This window comes from Paenibacillus sp. FSL P2-0173, from assembly GCF_038008045.1.
GTDB classification, from domain to species: domain Bacteria; phylum Bacillota; class Bacilli; order Paenibacillales; family Paenibacillaceae; genus Paenibacillus; species Paenibacillus polymyxa_B.
In genome coordinates, this window is sequence record NZ_JBBOYK010000002.1 from 1,032,689 (window position 1) to 1,050,958 (window position 18,270).

21 protein-coding genes are annotated in these 18,270 nt (G+C 46.3%); 8 read left to right on the top strand and 13 right to left on the bottom strand.

Going from position 1 to position 18,270, the window contains the following annotated elements; all coding sequences use genetic code 11:
- Nucleotides 1-4 precede the first annotated feature (4 nt).
- Together MKX30_RS15085 and MKX30_RS27410 are read left to right on the top strand one after the other, a co-directional pair.
- Nucleotides 5-799 (top strand): site-specific integrase, encoded by a 795-nt coding sequence (locus MKX30_RS15085; protein WP_053324876.1) that lies wholly within the window; start codon nucleotides 5-7, stop codon nucleotides 797-799.
- A 16-nt stretch (nucleotides 800-815) separates the two neighbouring features.
- Nucleotides 816-1,013, top strand: a complete 198-nt coding sequence (locus MKX30_RS27410) for a hypothetical protein (protein ID WP_445671562.1) — start codon at nucleotides 816-818, stop codon at nucleotides 1,011-1,013.
- A 66-nt stretch (nucleotides 1,014-1,079) separates the two neighbouring features.
- Here MKX30_RS27410 and groL read toward each other — a convergent pair whose 3' ends face one another.
- From groL to MKX30_RS15120, 7 genes are all read right to left on the bottom strand, one after another.
- Nucleotides 1,080-2,708, bottom strand: coding sequence for a chaperonin GroEL (gene groL / locus MKX30_RS15090; RefSeq protein WP_013369880.1), 1,629 nt, complete (start codon nucleotides 2,706-2,708; stop codon nucleotides 1,080-1,082).
- 73 nt (nucleotides 2,709-2,781) lie between these two features.
- Entirely contained in the window at nucleotides 2,782-3,063 is a 282-nt protein-coding gene (gene groES, locus MKX30_RS15095; protein ID WP_007429271.1) for a co-chaperone GroES, read from the bottom strand.
- A 360-nt stretch (nucleotides 3,064-3,423) separates the two neighbouring features.
- On the bottom strand, nucleotides 3,424-4,191 hold the full coding sequence (gene tatC, locus MKX30_RS15100; protein ID WP_023987474.1) for a twin-arginine translocase subunit TatC: 768 nt from the start codon (nucleotides 4,189-4,191) through the stop codon (nucleotides 3,424-3,426).
- Nucleotides 4,192-4,302: 111 nt separating this feature from the next.
- A complete protein-coding gene (locus MKX30_RS15105; protein WP_013309213.1) occupies nucleotides 4,303-4,554 on the bottom strand; it encodes a twin-arginine translocase TatA/TatE family subunit in 252 nt (83 codons plus the stop codon).
- 103 nt (nucleotides 4,555-4,657) lie between these two features.
- Nucleotides 4,658-5,140 (bottom strand): MogA/MoaB family molybdenum cofactor biosynthesis protein, encoded by a 483-nt coding sequence (locus tag MKX30_RS15110; protein ID WP_013309212.1) that lies wholly within the window; start codon nucleotides 5,138-5,140, stop codon nucleotides 4,658-4,660.
- 113 nt (nucleotides 5,141-5,253) lie between these two features.
- Nucleotides 5,254-5,742 (bottom strand): cyclic pyranopterin monophosphate synthase MoaC, encoded by a 489-nt coding sequence (gene moaC, locus MKX30_RS15115; protein ID WP_013309211.1) that lies wholly within the window; start codon nucleotides 5,740-5,742, stop codon nucleotides 5,254-5,256.
- A gap of 38 nt (nucleotides 5,743-5,780) precedes the next feature.
- Nucleotides 5,781-6,434 (bottom strand): 5-formyltetrahydrofolate cyclo-ligase, encoded by a 654-nt coding sequence (locus MKX30_RS15120; RefSeq protein ID WP_339202283.1) that lies wholly within the window; start codon nucleotides 6,432-6,434, stop codon nucleotides 5,781-5,783.
- Nucleotides 6,435-6,704: 270 nt separating this feature from the next.
- On the opposite strand from MKX30_RS15120, the gene MKX30_RS15125 reads away from it, so the two are divergent.
- The gene (locus MKX30_RS15125; protein ID WP_254348189.1) at nucleotides 6,705-8,669 is read left to right on the top strand and encodes an ABC-F family ATP-binding cassette domain-containing protein; all 1,965 of its coding nucleotides are present in this window, start codon (nucleotides 6,705-6,707) and stop codon (nucleotides 8,667-8,669) included.
- Nucleotides 8,670-9,216: 547 nt separating this feature from the next.
- Here the strand turns inward: MKX30_RS15125 and tsaD are convergent.
- The 4 genes from tsaD to tsaE are packed head-to-tail and all read right to left on the bottom strand — an operon-like array spanning nucleotide 9,217 to nucleotide 12,130.
- Nucleotides 9,217-10,281, bottom strand: a complete 1,065-nt coding sequence (gene tsaD / locus MKX30_RS15130; protein WP_075153902.1) for a tRNA (adenosine(37)-N6)-threonylcarbamoyltransferase complex transferase subunit TsaD — start codon at nucleotides 10,279-10,281, stop codon at nucleotides 9,217-9,219.
- Complete coding sequence (gene rimI, locus MKX30_RS15135) at nucleotides 10,278-10,793, bottom strand: ribosomal protein S18-alanine N-acetyltransferase (protein ID WP_071639897.1); 516 nt, start codon at nucleotides 10,791-10,793, stop codon at nucleotides 10,278-10,280. Before rimI ends, tsaD begins: the two co-directional genes overlap by 4 nt.
- A gap of 17 nt (nucleotides 10,794-10,810) precedes the next feature.
- Nucleotides 10,811-11,647 (bottom strand): tRNA (adenosine(37)-N6)-threonylcarbamoyltransferase complex dimerization subunit type 1 TsaB, encoded by an 837-nt coding sequence (tsaB, locus tag MKX30_RS15140; RefSeq protein ID WP_075153901.1) that lies wholly within the window; start codon nucleotides 11,645-11,647, stop codon nucleotides 10,811-10,813.
- Nucleotides 11,648-11,650: 3 nt separating this feature from the next.
- Nucleotides 11,651-12,130, bottom strand: a complete 480-nt coding sequence (gene tsaE, locus MKX30_RS15145) for a tRNA (adenosine(37)-N6)-threonylcarbamoyltransferase complex ATPase subunit type 1 TsaE (RefSeq protein ID WP_053324873.1) — start codon at nucleotides 12,128-12,130, stop codon at nucleotides 11,651-11,653.
- Nucleotides 12,131-12,264: 134 nt separating this feature from the next.
- On the opposite strand from tsaE, the gene MKX30_RS15150 reads away from it, so the two are divergent.
- From MKX30_RS15150 to MKX30_RS15170, 5 genes are all read left to right on the top strand, one after another.
- The gene (locus MKX30_RS15150) at nucleotides 12,265-12,795 is read left to right on the top strand and encodes a cysteine hydrolase family protein (RefSeq protein WP_075153900.1); all 531 of its coding nucleotides are present in this window, start codon (nucleotides 12,265-12,267) and stop codon (nucleotides 12,793-12,795) included.
- A 612-nt stretch (nucleotides 12,796-13,407) separates the two neighbouring features.
- Nucleotides 13,408-14,592 (top strand): acetyl-CoA C-acetyltransferase, encoded by a 1,185-nt coding sequence (locus MKX30_RS15155; RefSeq protein ID WP_075153899.1) that lies wholly within the window; start codon nucleotides 13,408-13,410, stop codon nucleotides 14,590-14,592.
- Between the two features lie 55 nt (nucleotides 14,593-14,647).
- Nucleotides 14,648-15,388: an acetoacetate decarboxylase gene (locus MKX30_RS15160; protein ID WP_068938650.1), complete on the top strand. Its 741-nt coding sequence runs from the start codon at nucleotides 14,648-14,650 to the stop codon at nucleotides 15,386-15,388.
- A 40-nt stretch (nucleotides 15,389-15,428) separates the two neighbouring features.
- The gene (locus MKX30_RS15165; RefSeq protein WP_023987464.1) at nucleotides 15,429-16,094 is read left to right on the top strand and encodes a CoA transferase subunit A; all 666 of its coding nucleotides are present in this window, start codon (nucleotides 15,429-15,431) and stop codon (nucleotides 16,092-16,094) included.
- Nucleotides 16,091-16,747 (top strand): 3-oxoacid CoA-transferase subunit B, encoded by a 657-nt coding sequence (locus tag MKX30_RS15170; protein ID WP_341062951.1) that lies wholly within the window; start codon nucleotides 16,091-16,093, stop codon nucleotides 16,745-16,747. Before MKX30_RS15165 ends, MKX30_RS15170 begins: the two co-directional genes overlap by 4 nt.
- Nucleotides 16,748-16,988: 241 nt before the next feature.
- Here the strand turns inward: MKX30_RS15170 and MKX30_RS15175 are convergent, their stop codons facing one another.
- Both MKX30_RS15175 and MKX30_RS15180 read right to left on the bottom strand, forming a co-directional pair.
- Nucleotides 16,989-17,168 carry an H-type small acid-soluble spore protein gene (locus MKX30_RS15175; RefSeq protein ID WP_023987462.1) on the bottom strand — a complete coding sequence of 60 codons (180 nt, stop codon included), beginning with the start codon at nucleotides 17,166-17,168 and terminating at the stop codon, nucleotides 16,989-16,991.
- 56 nt (nucleotides 17,169-17,224) lie between these two features.
- A complete protein-coding gene (locus MKX30_RS15180; RefSeq protein WP_023987461.1) occupies nucleotides 17,225-17,464 on the bottom strand; it encodes a hypothetical protein in 240 nt (79 codons plus the stop codon).
- Nucleotides 17,465-18,270 lie beyond the last annotated feature (806 nt).

Consider the following 18,270-nt stretch of genomic DNA (forward strand, 5'->3'; position numbering starts at 1 on the left):
TGGCGTGGATGCCAAGAAAGTAAAAAAGCTCCCTTTCGAGGAAGTTGCATGGGATTGGCTGAAAACCTACTCTAAAGGGGAGGTCAAAGAAAGCACCGTCAGAGTCAGAAGCAAAGAAATTAAAATTTTGGTGAGATACATTCCCAAAATAAATATTGACAAGGTAACGCATAAGCAATATCAAAACATACTCAATGATCTCGATGATAAAAAATATGCCCGAACCACAATTGAAGGGGTACATGTCACTGCGAATATGATTATGAAATATGCAATAAAAAATAAAATGCGATTGGACAATCCTTGCACGGGTGCAGTCATACCAGCCAAAATGCTGACTGTAGAAGAAATTGAAAATACGACCATTGAAGACGAATTTTTAGAAAAGCCTGAAATAATGGAATTCCTTCAGGCAGTATACCTGCATGGCCTACCAATGGATTTAGAGCGTTTTTATCTTCTCGCCTTTTCAGGCATGCGTTCAGGGGAACTATGTGCCTTAAAATGGACGGATATTAATTTTGAAACGAATGAAATTCGAGTGACCAAGACTCTCTATAATGAGCAAAACAATATGAAGCTATATAAACTCACCCCTCCTAAAACTAAAGGGTCTATCCGCACTTTCGACTTGGACGAAACCATTATGGACTTGCTTGCCGATTATAGAAATACGCAGCAAAAAATAGTTCAGGAAAACAGAAAAATGTACCGTGATTATCATGACAAGGATTTCGTATTCTGTCGTGACAATGGATATCCATTCATCCAAAAAAGAAGCCACTCCCCATATCTTTAGACACACCCACATAAGCATGCTCTCAGAGGCTGGAGTAGACCCAAAAACGATTATGAAGCGCGTTGGACATGATGACCCAGAAACAACTCTAAAGATCTACACACACGTCACAGAAAAGATGAAAAAGGATGCTAATGAGAAAATAAGAATTCACTTTGCAGATATATTGAACTTCAATTTTACGAAAGATCATCTCCCTTTGCAAGAAATGTGATTTTTTCGTGATTTAATGAAGAAAGGCTCCCTCTCGGGAGCCTTTTAAATAGCGGTATACCCTTTGTTACATCATGCCGCCCATTCCACCCATGCCGCCCATATCAGGCATTGCAGCCTTTTCTGGTTCTGGCTTGTCAGCGATAACCGCTTCGGTAGTCAGGAACATTGCTGCTACAGAAGCAGCGTTTTGCAATGCATAACGAGTTACTTTCGCAGGGTCCACGATACCAGCTTCGATCATGTTTACCCAGTCGCCAGTAGCTGCGTTAAAGCCTACGCCAACTTCTTCGCGTTTCAGACGCTCAACGATTACAGAGCCTTCTTCACCTGCATTAGCAGCGATGGTGCGGATTGGAGCTTCCAGAGCGCGCAACACGATGTTCACGCCTGTTTGCTCGTCGCCTTGCAGTTCAACAGCTGCAACTGCTTTGTATACGTTCAGGAGCGCTACACCACCACCGGATACGATACCTTCTTCAACCGCAGCACGGGTTGCGTTCAGGGCATCTTCGATGCGCAGTTTGCGTTCTTTCAATTCTGTTTCAGTTGCCGCACCGACTTTGATGACTGCTACGCCGCCGGACAATTTAGCCAGACGCTCTTGCAGTTTCTCTTTGTCGAACTCGGAAGTGGTTTCTTCCAGTTGCGTACGGATTTGACTAACACGAGCGTCGATGTCGGCTTTGTTTCCAGCACCGTCAACCACAATCGTATTTTCTTTTGTGATACGCACTTGACGTGCTGTACCCAGTTGGTCTACGGAAGCTGTTTTCAGGTCCAGACCCAGTTCTTCCGTGATCACTTGACCGCCTGTCAGGGCAGCGATATCTTGCAGCATTGCTTTACGACGGTCACCAAAGCCTGGAGCTTTAACAGCTACAGCGTTGAATGTACCACGCAGTTTGTTGACAACGAGCATAGCCAGCGCTTCGCCTTCGATGTCTTCAGCGATCAGAACGAGTGGCTTGCCTTGTTGTACGATTTTTTCAAGCAATGGCAGGATTTCTTGTGTGTTTGTGATTTTTTTGTCTGTGATCAGGATATATGGATTGTCCAGCACAGCTTCCATTTTGTCCGTATCTGTAATCATGTACGGGGAAATGTAGCCACGGTCAAATTGCATACCTTCAACCACTTCCAACTCTGTTGCAAAACCGCGGGATTCTTCAACCGTGATTACACCGTCTTTGCCCACTTTTTCCATAGCTTCAGCGATCAGTTCGCCTACTTCGTCATCAGCAGCGGAAATACCAGCTACTTGAGCAATGGATTGTTTGCTTTCGATTGGTTTGGAGATGGCTTGCAGTTCAGCAACAGCTGCTTTAACCGCTTTGTCAATCCCTTTACGGATACCGATTGGGCTTGCGCCCGCAGTTACGTTTTTCAGGCCTTCTGTGATGAGGGCTTGAGCCAAAACAGTAGCAGTAGTCGTACCATCACCAGCTACATCGTTCGTTTTGGTTGCTACTTCTTTAACCAGTTGAGCGCCCATGTTTTCAAACGCATCTTCCAGCTCGATTTCTTTTGCAATCGTTACACCGTCATTGGTGATGAGCGGGCTACCGAATTTTTTCTCCAGTACAACGTTACGGCCTTTCGGTCCGAGTGTTACTTTAACAGCATTAGCCAATGCGTCAACCCCGCGCAGCATAGAGCGACGAGCGTCTTCACTAAATTTAATATCTTTAGCCATTTGTGATAAACCTCCCTATGGATTATGAATGATTTGTTTCAATTCCTATATTCAGGTCTTGTCCGGGTTCCGGTTAACCGATGATCGCGTGGATATCGCTTTCTTTCATAATCAAATATTCTTTACCTTCATATTTGATTTCCGTTCCAGCGTATTTAGAGAAAATGACACGGTCGCCTTCTTTTACTTCCAGAGGAATACGGGCACCGTCTTTCAATGCGCCTGCGCCAACCGCGATAATTTTGCCTTCTTGCGGCTTTTCCTTGGCAGAGTCAGGAAGTACGATCCCGAAGGAAGTCGTTGTCTCTTGCTCAATTGCTTCCACCAATACGCGTTCACCCAAAGGTTTGATCATGAAAAAATAGCCTCCTTATTAAGTGTTTTATCCTGTAATTTGGTTGTTATGTTGTATGTATTAGCACTCGACAGTCGTCAGTGCTAACAACCAACTTTATGATACTCAACTTGAGATTGAATTTCAAGTCCCTAATGTATTTTTTATGGGAATTTTTATGGACAGCCCTTCCCGATTATATCCATCTATCTGAAAAATAACCGTTAACCCAAGGCTAATGGTTACTTTTAAGGCAGCTAAGCTGCTGCTGTTCATACTCTGTAAATAGTTATGATATACAAATGCTATTCATTATCTGCAAGTTGTCATGTAGCGCGGACCCGAATAAATTGTTTACTGAGCCATTCAGGTCCTGCCTTATTATTCCGAAGCTACACGCAACTGGGCCTCACGTTCCTCCTGCGCACGCAGCTGCCTGCGGTACACGACCGAAGACAAATACACGCTCACTTCATATAGCACCAGCAACGGAATCGCCACCAAAAAATCGGAAATAAAGTCCGGCGGAGTAATGACAACCGCAACGAACACAAGCAGAAAATAAGAAATCTTCCGCCATTTGCGAAGCCGCATTGGTGTTATAACATGAATCCCCGTCAGAAACATGATAAGCAGTGGGAGCTCAAACAACAGCGCTACAGGCAGTACAATATTAAACATAAAGGTGAAATATTGTGCTATCCCGTACGTTTCCTGTAATCCCATACTTTTGGTGACAGACGATGTAAACTGAATCGCCATTGGGAAAATAATGAAATAAGCAAAAGCTGCCCCAATGATGAACAAAAGCAGCACATAAGGCACATACCGCAAAGTCGCACTCCGTTCTTGCGGTCTTAAGCCCGGGCTGACAAACTTCCACAGTTGGTAGCAGGCAAACGGTAGCGCCACCGCAATCCCGATGATCATGGCGATCTTCATGTAGATACCAATCCCGTCCCAAAAGGAAAACGCGTTTAACTGAAAAGCTTGCGCCGAACCGGAGCGAATAAGCCAGTCATAGACAGAACCCGCCGCGAACAGACCACCAGCCAGTGCCAATACAAATACAATTAGCACATAAATAATTCTGCGGCGAAGCTCTCCCAGATGTTCCATTAACGGCATTTCATGCTCTGATGGGGTCAAGTCCATTCCTCCTTTCTGAACGGAACGCAGCAGCGCCTCCTAAAAAATAAAGCCCTTCACTGAAGAAGAGGCTCTTGTTTATTGTACAAGCATCAAGAATTATAACTAAATCTATGACAAGCGTTTATCCTCAGGCTGAGGTTGAACTTCTGAAGACGTCGTTTGTGATGCTTTGACCACACTATCTTTGCTGTCTTTACGCTCAGTCCGTTCATCTTCTGATAAAATATCGCGTGCCCCGTTTTTAAACTCACGGAATGTACGCCCTACAGCTCGACCCAGCTCAGGCAGCTTGTTCGGACCAAATAACAGCAGCGCCAGAATAATCAACAAAATATAACCCGGTGCTCCAATATTGGGCATGTGTAGTAATCCTCCTTATGTTGACGGACAAAATAAGAATCTTTGCCCGTATACGGCCTTATAAATTCTTATAGGTATCATACCACACACGATGTGCTGCCTTCTACCGGAACTGGCCTGTCACCATAAGCAACGCTTCTGGAAGTTGGTCCATTATCGCTGCCAAATTTTCATGCACACCTTTGGGTGTTCCTGGCAAATTGACGATCAGTGTACGTCCGCGTATTCCCACGATTCCACGGAATAGCATAGCCGCTGGATTTTTCTGCATCACGATCATTCTCATGGCTTCCGCCATGCCTGGCACTTCCCGTTCCACTACCCGCCTAGTCGCCTCGGGTGTCACATCACGGATCGCCAGCTCAGTTCCGCCCGTAGTTAGTACCAGGTCTGCATGAAAATAATCGGTCATTTCGATTAAAGCTGCAATAATTTCATCCGGTTCATCGGGAACGATCCGGTATTCCACAATCTCTCCGCCCAGTTCTTCTTCGATGAGTTCCCGGATGACCTGTGCGCTTGTATCCTCACGCTCTCCCCTTGCCCCTTTATCACTGGCTGTTAGGATCGCCGTTTTCCACACCATAAGATCACCCTTCTCCTATCATGAAAGAATACTTTCTCTTCTGAAAATCAGAAACAGCCACGCTGCATCCTCCATCACATCACAGTACCCTCTCGGCGACAATGTTGTCTATGTCAAGGTTCCCGGTGGTCCTCCCTTTGAAAATCCCCATGCTTGCCACCTGTTTTGGATTGCAGCATGGTAGGGCCGATGATCATATCTTTTTGCAGCGCCTTGCACATATCATACACGGTTAACGCTGCGGCTGAAGCCGCTGTCAAAGCTTCCATTTCTACACCTGTTTTACCTTCGGTCTTCACTTCAACTTCAATATGAAGCACATCATGTCCATTATCGGAAAAAGTAATGTTCACGCCTGTCAGGGCCAGTGGATGACACATCGGTATCCAGTCTGACGTTTTTTTCGCACCTTGAATCCCTGCGACCTGGGCCACAGCAAGAACATCACCCTTGCCGATTCTTCCTTCTTTTACAGCCGTCAATGTAGCCGGATTCATCGTAATCTGAGTCACGGCAACTGCTGTACGAATCGTAGACGTTTTACCCGAAATATCTACCATCCGAGCCCGTCCCTGTTCGTTAAAATGAGTAAAGGAATCCACGACTCCCTCACAGCTCCTTTCACATACCCAACTTTACTTCATTCATCATTTGTCAATTTTGCATAATCACAATCTAAGCGTCCATCCAGAGTAAACAGCACGTCCACTCGCAAATCACTTGGCTCCATGGGCACCTGTGTCAGCAATTGTCCCGGCAGCAGCAGCGAGACATAAAGCGGACCTACGTGGCTGTTGTTACGCTTCTCTGCCTCTACCTGTACGGTAAAGCGGTCATAATAGCCTCCGCCGTAACCAATCCTGCCCCCACGACGATCAAAGGCCAAGCCAGGCACAACAACCCAGTCAATTCCCGCCCACATTTCAGGCGACCATTCCTTGCATGTCAAAGCAGGCTCAGGGATGTTCCAGATACCGGGTACAATATCTCCGTACTGATCCATCTCCCTCAGCTCCATAGTCCGGGTTACCGGATCCACTCTTGGGGCCAGGACACGATCTCCCTGTGACCAGCAATGCTCAATGAGGGGAGCCGTCGAAATCTCGCTGCCAAAAGAGAGATAACTAAATAATGTTAGCTTATCTCCGTTTCTGTCTATTCTAAGCTGCTCCCATGCCTCGATTGCATGCCGACAGGCCACAGCCGATGCCTTCTGCCTTGTCAGCGGGTCCATGGAGTCACGCGCTTCCCGTTGCTGCAAACGCAGCGCGTTCTTCACATTACAGACATCCATCACATCCGCCCTCCCGCACAATCGTCGATAATCTTTAAAACGTTACTATTGTCCCATTTGTCAGTAAGTGCTGTACGTTGCAAGTTTTTTTCATTCTTTTTCACTTCTCGTTTAAGTTTATCATTGTTTATACAAATTGACTACACGCGGCTCAAGGGTTTACAGGGTGAAAGCAGTGCAATAGTGGGTAATTTCATGTAAACTGGAAGGAAGGTACCTGCGAAGAAAGCAGGTAGAACTGTGCAAAATGTAATGGAGGAACGATACGCTATGCTATTGCAAGTAACCGGAATTACTAAATCCTATGGAATTGAGCCCGTTCTGGACGGGATTAACCTTCAAATATTGGAACGTGAACGTATTGGACTCGTAGGTGTGAACGGCGCAGGCAAATCGACCCTGCTCAAAATCATTGCTGGTGAAATATCCTATGACAGTGGACAAATTTTCAAGGCGAAGGAGACCAGCATCGGTTATCTGGCGCAAAACAGCGGCTTGAATTCTGATCGTTCTATCTGGGGGGAAATGATGCTGGTGTTCACTCCCCTGATTGAAGCGGAACGGGAACTGCGGCAAATGGAACAGGACATCGCTGACCTGGCCAATGCTCAAAACGAAAAACGCTACGCAGATCTGCTGGAACGCTATGCACGTCGTTCAGACTGGTTCAAGGATCACGGTGGTTATGAAATGGAGACCCGTATTCGCAGCGTGCTGCACGGCATGGGCTTTGGTTCATTTGCACCTGAGACGCCTGTAGCTACTCTGAGCGGAGGACAGAAAACCCGGCTTGCGCTAGCACGCATCCTACTGCTCGCCCCAGATGTCCTTATGCTCGATGAGCCTACCAACTATCTGGATATTCAAACACTGACCTGGTTGGAGGACTATTTGCGCGGCTACTCCGGTTCTCTGCTGGTTGTATCACATGACCGTTATTTTCTGGACCGACTGGTAACGACGATTATTGAAATCGAACGCCATCGTTCTACCCGATATACAGGCAACTACAGCCGCTACATGGAGTTGAAGGCTGCCGAGTACGAAACGAACCTGAAACATTACGAAAAGCAGCAAGGAGAAATTGCCCGTTTAGAAGCATTCGTACAACGTAATATCGTACGGGCTTCCACGACCAAACGCGCTCAAAGTCGGCGCAAGCAGTTAGATAAAATGGAGCGTATGGATCGGCCCATGGGAGACTTGAAAAAGGCTCATTTTTCCTTTGAAACAGCCCATATGTCAGGTAAGGAAGTGCTGGAGGTACGTGACCTCTCTGTGGGGTATGAAGGTAAAAAGCCTTTATTCCAGCACGCATCGTTCGACTTAAAACGTGGAGATACCGTGGCACTGATTGGTCCGAACGGGATCGGAAAATCGACGTTGCTCAAATGTCTGACCGGATCACTTAAACCTGTTGCTGGCTCCATCCACTGGGGCACAAAAATCAAAATCGGCCTGTATGACCAGGAGCAGACGAACCTGAACCCCGCCAATACCGTACTGGAGGAGTTGTGGAGCGAATACCCTCATATGGAAGAAGCACGTATTCGTACAGTGCTGGGTAATTTCCTGTTTAGCGGTGACGATGTACTGAAAAAAGTAGCTGCATTAAGCGGAGGGGAAAAAGCCCGCGTTTCTCTGGCCAAGCTCATGCTGCGCGAAGCCAACGTATTAATTCTAGATGAGCCTACCAACCATCTGGATTTGTTTAGCAAGGAAGTGCTGGAAGCAGCTTTGATGGACTATGACGGTACACTGTTGTTCATTTCCCATGACCGTTATTTCCTGAACAAAATGGCGGAACGTGTCATCGAGCTGCATCCTGAAGGGATAGAACATTTCCTGGGGAATTATGATGACTATGTAGCCAAAAAGCAGGAGTTAGAGGAAATTGCGCTGGAAGCTCTGGAGGCAAATCAGGCCACACGCGGCAAAACATCGGCTGCCTCTGCATCCGTGACAGACGAGACCACGTCCAAATCACGCGCCGCCACCTATGCGGCGGACAAACAAGCCAAAAGCGAGGAACGCAGCCGTCAACGCAAGCTGGAGGCATTGGAAAACCAGATTAAAACGCTGGAAGAACAAATTTTAGGGCTGGAGGAACAAATGACCCTGCCTGAGATTTATCAGGATTACACAGCGCTTCAGAATATTCAGGCACAACTCGACACCCATAAACAGGAATTGACTGAAACCTATACCGCTTGGGAAGAGCTGTTAGAAGAATAAACACTACTGCATAAAATCTTAGCCTTAAAAAATTCACATTTTCCTCTTTTGTATTTTTGTACACAAGATTATCCACAGCTTATGTGTATGAATGAGATTGAAAAATGGCCTTTTGGGCCATTTTTTTATTGATAAAAAGCCATTTTCAAATGAAAACCAAATTTATCCACCCTTTTATCCACATTATCCACAGATTTCACAAGAACTAAAGGTGTTACATATCCCCCAACTTGCTATCTCCAAAAAGTCTTATCCTGCTTGCTTCGGGCTCGGTTATCCACATTCGAAGCGGTATATGTGGATAACTTTGTTCACAACTTGACAAATCACATCATTATTCGGGCAGTATCAAAATTCCAGATTTTTTTGAGGAATCATGAAAAATCGTGAACAATTGTGACGAATAATGTGAGGGAATGAGATACTGCCATTCATTTGCTCAAACTCCTGTATTTTATCCTCTTGAATTTATATTTTTATGATAGTTATGGAGCAGGACAAAAAAGACACGACTCAACTGTGCCGTGTCTTGCTCATTCTTCTTCAATTAAGTTTGGACAGACCATTCTTCCAGAGACAGTCCTGGATCAGCCTTCATATCCAATGAGGTAAATTCCCCGCGCTTCCATTTGGCGTAGGCCGCAGCACCGATCATCGCTGCATTATCTGTGCAATATTTCATCGATGGTACAAGCAGCTCAATTCCTTCGCGCTCACAGCGCTCCCGCAATGCTGTACGCAGTCCGCGATTAGCAGCCACACCGCCACAAAGCAGGAGCTGCTTCGCACCGTATTCACGCATGGCACGAATCGCCTTTTCCACCAGCACCTCGACGACCGACTCTTGAAAGCCTCTTGCGATCGCTCCGACATGAACAGTTTCTCCGCGCATTTTCGTCTGGTTAATTACATTCAGCACTGCAGATTTCAAACCGCTAAAGCTAAAATCATAAGAATCCGGCTCCAACCATGCACGCGGCAAAGTAACCACTTCCTCCGATTCATGAGCCACACGATCCACATGCGGACCGCCGGGATACGGAAATCCAATGGCTCTCGCTACTTTGTCGTAGGCTTCTCCAACCGCATCATCCCTTGTACGACCAATGAGTTGAAAATGACCTTCGGACTCCATCAGCACCAGCTCTGTATGTCCTCCTGACACAACGAGAGCAATGCACGGATATACGATATCATGCTCCAGCTGATTGGCATAAATATGTCCCGCGATATGATGCGTCCCAATTAACGGCTTGCCGAACGCCAAAGCAGCGCTCTTAGCGGCGACAATACCAACCAGCAATGCACCAACCAGTCCTGGTCCTTGTGTCACGGCAACCGCCGAAATCTCGCGTGGGGTAATTCCTGATGTTTGCATGGCCTCGTCCAGCATGTAGGTGATGCTCTCCACATGCTTGCGTGAAGCCACCTCTGGCACAACACCACCAAAGGCTTTGTGTGTTTCAATCTGACTGGAAATCAGATTCGAGAGCACCTCTGTGCCATTTTTCACGACAGAAACAGCCGTTTCATCACAACTCGTTTCCACTGCCAGTATATAGCAAGGCTCGCCAGAGGCGGAGCCTGTACCTGCTTTTTCCTCTTGCATCATTGCTTCTGCACGCTTCCTTCCTGTTCACCGGATGCCCCATGCGCGGGAAGATCCGCCCACATGATCACAGCATCCTCGTTATTATCCGAATAATAGCCTTTGCGCACACCTGCGGGCTTAAAGCCTTTTTTCTCATACAAGCCTTGAGCGATCCGGTTCGTTACCCGCACCTCCAGCGTCATACGTTCCATCCCTAAATAAGAGGCGGTCTGCATCAGCTCATCCAATAGCTTGTCTCCAAGCTTACGTCCGCGATAAGCCTCACGAATCGCAATATTCGTAATATGGGCCTCATCCATAATCGTCCACATGCCTGCGTAACCAATGGCTTGTCCGTCTAGTTCCATAATCATATATTTAGCGAAATGATTCATCGTCAGCTCATTGCGGAATGCTTCCTCTGTCCACGGTAGCGTGAACGCTTCATGCTCAATCTCCAGCACATCGGGAATATCATTCAGTTGCATCAAGCGAAACTCAAGTTTCTCTTCCCGCTGTATGTTCTTTGCCATGTTGTTCACCGCTCTCTTCAGCGCTGGCGAAGCAGATTGGCTTCCGCCTCCGCCAGCTGGGTATAATTAGGAACCAGCGTATGTAACTCGTCATGTTCTTGACGAAGCAGCTTATCCGCCCCAAGGCGGCCAACCCATCTTCCTTCCAGCTCATAAGGTACGATACGAAGCTCGCTCCAAGCACGCAGGCGCTCGGCTGTTTCGGCGTGAACCGCCGTTTCACCGACTAGCCAAATGACTGGAGGACGCTCTTCATAGGGCAAAGCCTCCAGCCGTTGCAGCAGGTCATCGGTCCAAGCAGTCATCAACCGGATTGCATCTGGCTCCAGCCGTTGCGGACTCTCGACGTCGTCAACTGTACTCACGTCGAACAGCCCCGTGTAAACCTGACCACGGCGCGCATCCAGCACGGGCACAATCCAGTCTGCTGCCTGCGCTCCGGACGAACCGTTATTCACAGACTCATTTTTATCTTCTTGTCCCTTCATCTCGATGCCGCGATTCCAACCACCCCACGCCAAAGCATGCAAAGTGGATATGGACGTCACCGGGATACCCCAGGCCCAAGCGAGTGTTTTGGCTGCGGTCACCGCAATCCGGATACCGGTATAAGACCCCGGTCCAACACCAACTGCAATACCATCTACATCATCTCGTGTCAGCCCTTCTTCATTCAGCAGTCGTTCCAGCTCGGTAATCACATGCACGGAATGATTACGTTCGCCATAGACGTTGCTTTCTCCCAGCAATTCTCTTCCGTTCATCAGAGCGGCCGCCATCACGGTCGTCGCTGTATCTAACGTCAAAAACCGCTCACGCGGCTTTACATTCACATCTGTATGCTCTCTTTGCATGGTTCAAACTCCATTCTCCCGCAAACTGCGGCACCATTGTTCATAAGGCTCGCCGTACCCGGTCAGGTGAATCAAGCGCTCCCCGACATCCGTTGTTTCTATATACATGTGAAGCCGCTGCTCCGGCAATATATCCGGTATAATACTACCCCATTCCACCAGACATACTCCTGTCCCGTAAAAATATTCGTCCAGCCCGAGATCCTCTGCCTCGTCCTGGGAAATCCGGTACACATCCATATGATACAAAGGCAATCGGCCCTCGTACTCCTTAATGAGGGTAAAGGTTGGACTATTTACGATACCCGGCACACCTAAATGGCTGGCAAAAGCCTTGGAAAAAGCAGTTTTGCCCGCTCCCAGATCTCCATCCAGCACAATCACCGTTCCGGGGACCGCTTTGGCTGCCAAAAAACCTGCCAATGCCCCGGTCTGTGCCTCTGAGACAGAACGGAACATAAACTGCTCCTGCGAAATTGTCATATATTTTAATCACCTTTCGTCCGAATCGGACCGTTCCAACTTGTTCTTTATTATATAGTTCACCTTATGTCGCCGCAAGGCATGAAGACATGCTATTGTAAGTTAGATGATACACACAGGGAGGGATTGAAACGATGGGGCAAACCGTTTTACTCATGATTGATGTTCAGCAGGCTATGTTCATGTATGATGAGAAGCTGTATCGTGAACAGGAAGTTGTAGCGCATTTGCAGCAGCTTTTGGACAAAGCCAGAGCTACAGGTACACCAGTGATTTTTGTACAGCATACCGATGAAGCGGATGAGGATTTCCGGGAAAACAGTGTAGGCTGGGCCATCGCCGATGTGGTGCGTCCTCTTCCTCATGAACGAATTGTTCGTAAATCATCCTGGGACAGCTTCTATCAAACCGAATTGGGCCATGTGCTGAAGGAACTGGGAGCCGATCAACTCGTAATCGCGGGGATGCAGACCGAGTTTTGCCTCGACACGACTTGCCGAAGCGCCTATAGTCTGGGATACCATAACAACGTGCTCGTATTAGATGCGCATAGTACATTTGATAGCAAGGTGCTGAGCAGTGAACAAATTGTAGCGCATCATAATGGGATGCTTGGCAATCGTTTTGTTCGTTTACTCGCGACAGCGGATGTACATTTTTCGTGAGTTGTTGAAGTTTTATGTTCCAAGCCGATTGCTTTCAAGCAAGTCGGCTTCTTTTATTGTTCATACGAAAAAACCGCCCTTTCAAGTGACACCGTTAACAAGAAGCAAGCTGGCACAATATAACGAAGATTATGAATATTGAAAGGCAAATCCGTCTTCAGAACATTCTGGAGGCTTTTTTTATTTCCCAGCGATGAGTTAGATGATATTTGCGAGGAAAACTTTTTCATGTATGGATTGTAACTTTCATTTTTAACAGAAAATTCAATTTATGATCATGATTTTCAGAAAAATTAAGAAATTAACAGAAAACGTTAGAATGGCCTAATTATTGTGGCCTATATGGCTCTATAAACATCTGTACATAGATATGTGTATATTTTTGAACATTGAGCAAAATCTGCATTAGAACTATGATGAAACTGGTTTTAATTTCCAACGAGAGAAGGCGATCGAACCCTCACACTCACTGTCTTAGGCACCATGATATGCCCGCAAGCAAATGTATCTTGCAGTCGCTACATCTCGTAGGTTAAGAACGGAAATTACGAATTGAAGTGCAATCATGGATGTATTGTGTCTTGAACACAACGAAAGGAATGTGAGTTTTTAATGAAAAAAGTAGCTTTAGTAAGCCCGTTGAGAACAGCGGTCGGCTCTTTTAACAAAACCCTTGCGCCTCTAAGCGCTCCTGAACTGGGAGCAACTGTGATGACAGCATGCCTTCAGCAAAGTAAATTAGAGCCTTCTTTGATTGATCAAATTTATTTGGGAAATGTTCTTCAGGCGGGCAATGGCCAAAATCCTGCCAGACAGGCGGCACTAAAAGCCGGTATCCCTATTGATGTACCCGAAACAACGATAAACACGGTTTGCGGTTCAGGACTCCATGCCGTTGCTTTAGCCTACAATTCAATATTGGCGGAACAAGGCAACATCGTCTTGGCCGGAGGCATGGAGAGCATGTCGAATGCCCCTTACCTGCTAAGGAATGCAAGAAACGGCTACAAACTTGGCAACGGTGAGTTGGTAGACTCCCTGGTGGCCGACGGTCTTACGTGCCCGATCAACCATTACCATATGGGAATTACCGCAGAAAATGTTGCCGAGAAATATGGAATTTCAAGACTTGAGCAGGATGAATTTTCCCATCAAAGCCAGATAAAGGCCGTAGAAGCTAAAAACAAGAAGCTTTTTGAAGAGCAGATTGTTCCAGTCATGATTAAAAACAAAAAAGAAACTATTTCTTTCACGGAGGACGAACACATAAGAGGAAATACAACGAAAGAAAAACTTGCTCAATTAAAACCTGCGTTTAAGGAGAACGGAACAGTTACCGCCGGAAATGCTTCAGGAATCAATGATGGCGCGGCGGCTATGCTTGTAGTGTCGGAAGACAAATGTAAGGAACATGCGTTAAAGCCGTTGGCATATATCAAGGGTTATTCACTTGTTGGCGTTGACCCTGCATATATGGGAATGGGACCGGTGAAGGCCATTTCGTCACTTCTGAAGCAACAGGGAATGTCTATTGATGACATCGATCTTTTTGAAATTAATGAAGCGTTCGCCGCACAAGCACTAGCGGTATTGAAAGAGCTTGGAATCAATCCTGAGAAGGTGAATGTCAATGGCGGCGCGATCGCGATCGGGCATCCTGTCGGTGCAAGCGGTGCTAGGGTATTGGTTACGCTGGTTCATGAAATGGTGCGAAGATCTTCACGTTACGGCATCGCCTCGTTATGCATCGGAACGGGAATGGGAATAGCGATGCTAGTTGAAAATGCACTCATTTAAAGTGCGAGTTCAGGATGACTTTTAGAACTATCTCTTAAAAGGAAGGGAGATCGCTATGAATCAAAAAGAAGTACTTTCACTCCAATCCATGCCTGCGGCCAGCGGCAGTTATGGGCGCCCACCATGTCGCTTCATCAACCGGGAATTTTTCATCATTACCTATGAATCCGATCCCGCTGCGATTAGACAGGCGGTCCCGGAACCTCTTCAGCCGGATGGAAGCAATACCGTTTCCTATGAATGGATCAAGATGCCCGATTCATCCGGGTTAGGAAGCTATGAGGAAAGCGGTATTGTCATTCCGTGTACTTTTCATGGAGAACCCTGTAATTTTGTTGCCCAAATGTATTTGGATAACGCGCCTGCTATTCTGGGAGGACGTGAAATCTGGGGATTTCCGAAAAAATGGGCGAAGCCTCGCTTGATCGTTGAGGAGACGGAAACGCTGACGGGTACATTGCATTACAACAACGTCCTGGTGGCCACGGGAACCATGCCTTTCAAATATAACATTCTTGATGAAAAGGAAACGGCTAAAGCCATCGCAAAAACGCAAGTTAATTTGAAATTAATTCCTGATGTTGACGGTACCCCTAAAATTGCTCAGTTGGTAGCGTATAATCTCGAAAACATTACGGTAAAAGGCGCCTGGTCAGGGCCTGCGAGGTTAAGCCTGATTCCCCATGTCAACGCTCCTGTGGCAGATTTGCCGGTAAAAGCTTATATTGGCGGAAAACATTTTATTGCCGATTTAACGCTTCCATATGGAAGAGTCCTCTATGATTATCTCCAATAAAGTTGCTTTCCTAAAAATATATATATAAGGAGAAGGAACCATGAATAACAAAGTAATCTCCGCTGAAGAAGCAGTTAAGCAGATCAAAGACGGAGACACGGTGATGGTCGGAGGTTTTCTGGCAGGAGGCTTTCCGGAGGAACTTGTACGTGCGCTTGTCGACACCAATCCCGCCAGCAATCTTACGATTATATCCAATGATACAGGCACACCGGAATTATCTATCTATAAGCTTGTAAAAAGCGGCAGAGTAAAGCGGATTTTTGCATCCTATATTGGCTCTAATCCGGAAACGGGAAGGCTCCTGATGACGAAAGAAGCGGAGGTTCAACTCTTCCCGCAAGGTACGCTCGCTGAAAAAATACGTGCAGGAGGAGCAGGCTTGGGCGGTGTTTTAACGCCTGTAGGTGTAGGCACCATTGTAGAGGAAGGAAAAAAGAAAATCCAAATTGACGGGAGAGAATATTTGCTCGAACTGCCGCTCAAAGCAGATGTGGCGCTAATCAGAGCTCATAAGGCTGATGAAGCGGGAAATCTTGTCATCAACGGCTCTTCACGTAACTTCAATTTGGTAATGGCTACAGCGGCAGAGTATGTAGTTGCTCAGACAGACGAATACGTAAAGACGGGAGAAATTGACCCCAATCATGTCAACGTTCCCGGAATATTTGTCGACGCAATTGTAAAGGTGGGTGAAAACGCATGAATAACAGAGAATTCATTGCTCGAAGAATAGCCCAGGAATTTAAAAATGGCGAAGTTGTCAACCTTGGTGTTGGAATGCCTACAATGGTGGTAGACTATATCCCCGAAAACATTCATATTATGCTGCAGGCTGAGAACGGAATCCTCGGTGTAGGCCCAAAAGCGACTCAGGGGAAAGAAAGACTCGATTGTATCGATTCAGGCGGAAGCTATGTTACAACTATGGAAGGAGCTTGCTTTTTCGACAGTTCGCTTTCATTTTCTATCATCCGTGGAGGGCATGTGGATATCACCGTGTTGGGCGCCCTGGAGGTCGATGAGAAAGGCAACCTTGCAAGCTGGATGATCCCAGGGAAAAAGGTTCCGGGCATGGGGGGAGCCATGGATTTGGTGGTCGGAGCCAAGAGAGTGATTGTAGCCATGGAGCATGTGAACAAAAATGGAGCGCCGAAAATACTGGAACAATGTAAACTGCCCCTCACCGCTGTAAATGTTGTAAAGACCATCGTAACCGAAAAGGCTGTCATCGATGTTATTCCAGGTAGTGGACTGATGCTGAAGGAAATTGCGCCGGGTTTATCGGTGGAAGACGTTCAATTGGCAACTGAGGCTAAACTGATGATTTCACCACATTTAAAGGCCATTGCAGTATAAAGTCATGTAAAGGAACCAACTCCACCTTCAAATTAACTTGTCTGGCGTTTAACTTGTTCCCTCGACTGCATTTATTATTACAAATAAGGTTCGCTAATTGCTCATTGAGCAATTGCGAGCCTTTTAGGGTTGAAGCGGGATCATTCAAGCAGCATTCTACGATGAAAGCCTACAGCTGTCCAAGATCTTTTTCTAAAGCTATACCCCATACTATGGGAAAAATCTGGTTTGGTGCCCTCTTCTATTGTTCTTCCAGACGATCCACACGGACGGTTTGGGTATTGCCGGGTCTGCTACCTATCTGTACCGTTGCCATACCGTTTGCTTGGTCTACATGCTCAATCCAGATCGGTTTACCATCCAATTGTACGGCAATATTTTCAGATGAATCATAAATAGCTTTTGCTCGTTCCACGTTCATGTTATTCTTCCCCTCCTGTTTGTTGTTGTGTGCATTCATTCAGAAATATAGTTCACCTAGTCTTCATCTATAATCCGTTCAACGTCTAATGAAGGGATGCTATGAGAAGGCGAAGTTGAGACTACAGCCTCCAAATCCACATGAGCCACAGCTACGGGAAAAGGCGGACGAATTCCATGTGAAAGAGCAAACTCGGGCGGCAATGCATCCTGTTCGCCTCCAGCTGGGCCCCGAAAGGCGATTTGGCTTTGACCCACACGATGCCTGATTTGCTGAGGATAGGATTTTCCGGACATAAATTGTGTACCCCCTTTTGAATCGGATATGCCTTACTATGCACCAAACTTGCTGTAACCATGCGCACGCGGAAGCAATTCGCAGTCTTCATTCACAACTCATACAAATCCTTTGTACGAAACATAAAAATGATTTGCTCACAGCCAAGGCGTTGGAATCGAAGGATGCAGATGCGGATAGCTCGTCACTATGGGATGCTCGGTAATCGTTTAGTGCGTTTGCTTGCGACGACGGATGTACATTTTTCGTGAATTTAAACATAAAACAGCCCCAGCTTCTCACGAAGACCGGGGCTATCTATGATTCCATCCCATAAATGAGGTGCGTATTATTTTTATGCTTTAGCTGCCCAAATTTCAATTTCAATTTTTATTTCAGGCAATCCTAGAGCAGTAAGGTAGCCGAAATCGACCTCGTCATTTTTAAATTTTTCTACCGTTTCTTCTAACCATTTTTAGGCAGACTCCACCAATAAAAATGATTTTAGAAAAAAACAGCAGTAGAGTATCCATATCCAAAAGATATAAAGTTTAATGATCTTTTCTTCATGACATGAACACTCCTTTCTTATAAAATGTCAAAATCGTTGGTTATCCCTTATCTTAATATAACTAATGTAACTTAACAACTTCATATCATTGTATTATGCGATGTAGTCATACCTCAGAATGCAGATTAGTTGGCTTGCTCTTTTCTTTACACCTCATACATTCCTTTCTCCGAAGCATACTAAGTGAAAAATGGGTATGCTCACAGCCGAGCGTTGGAATCGAAGGATACAAAATGCGGATTAAAAAAAGGAGGA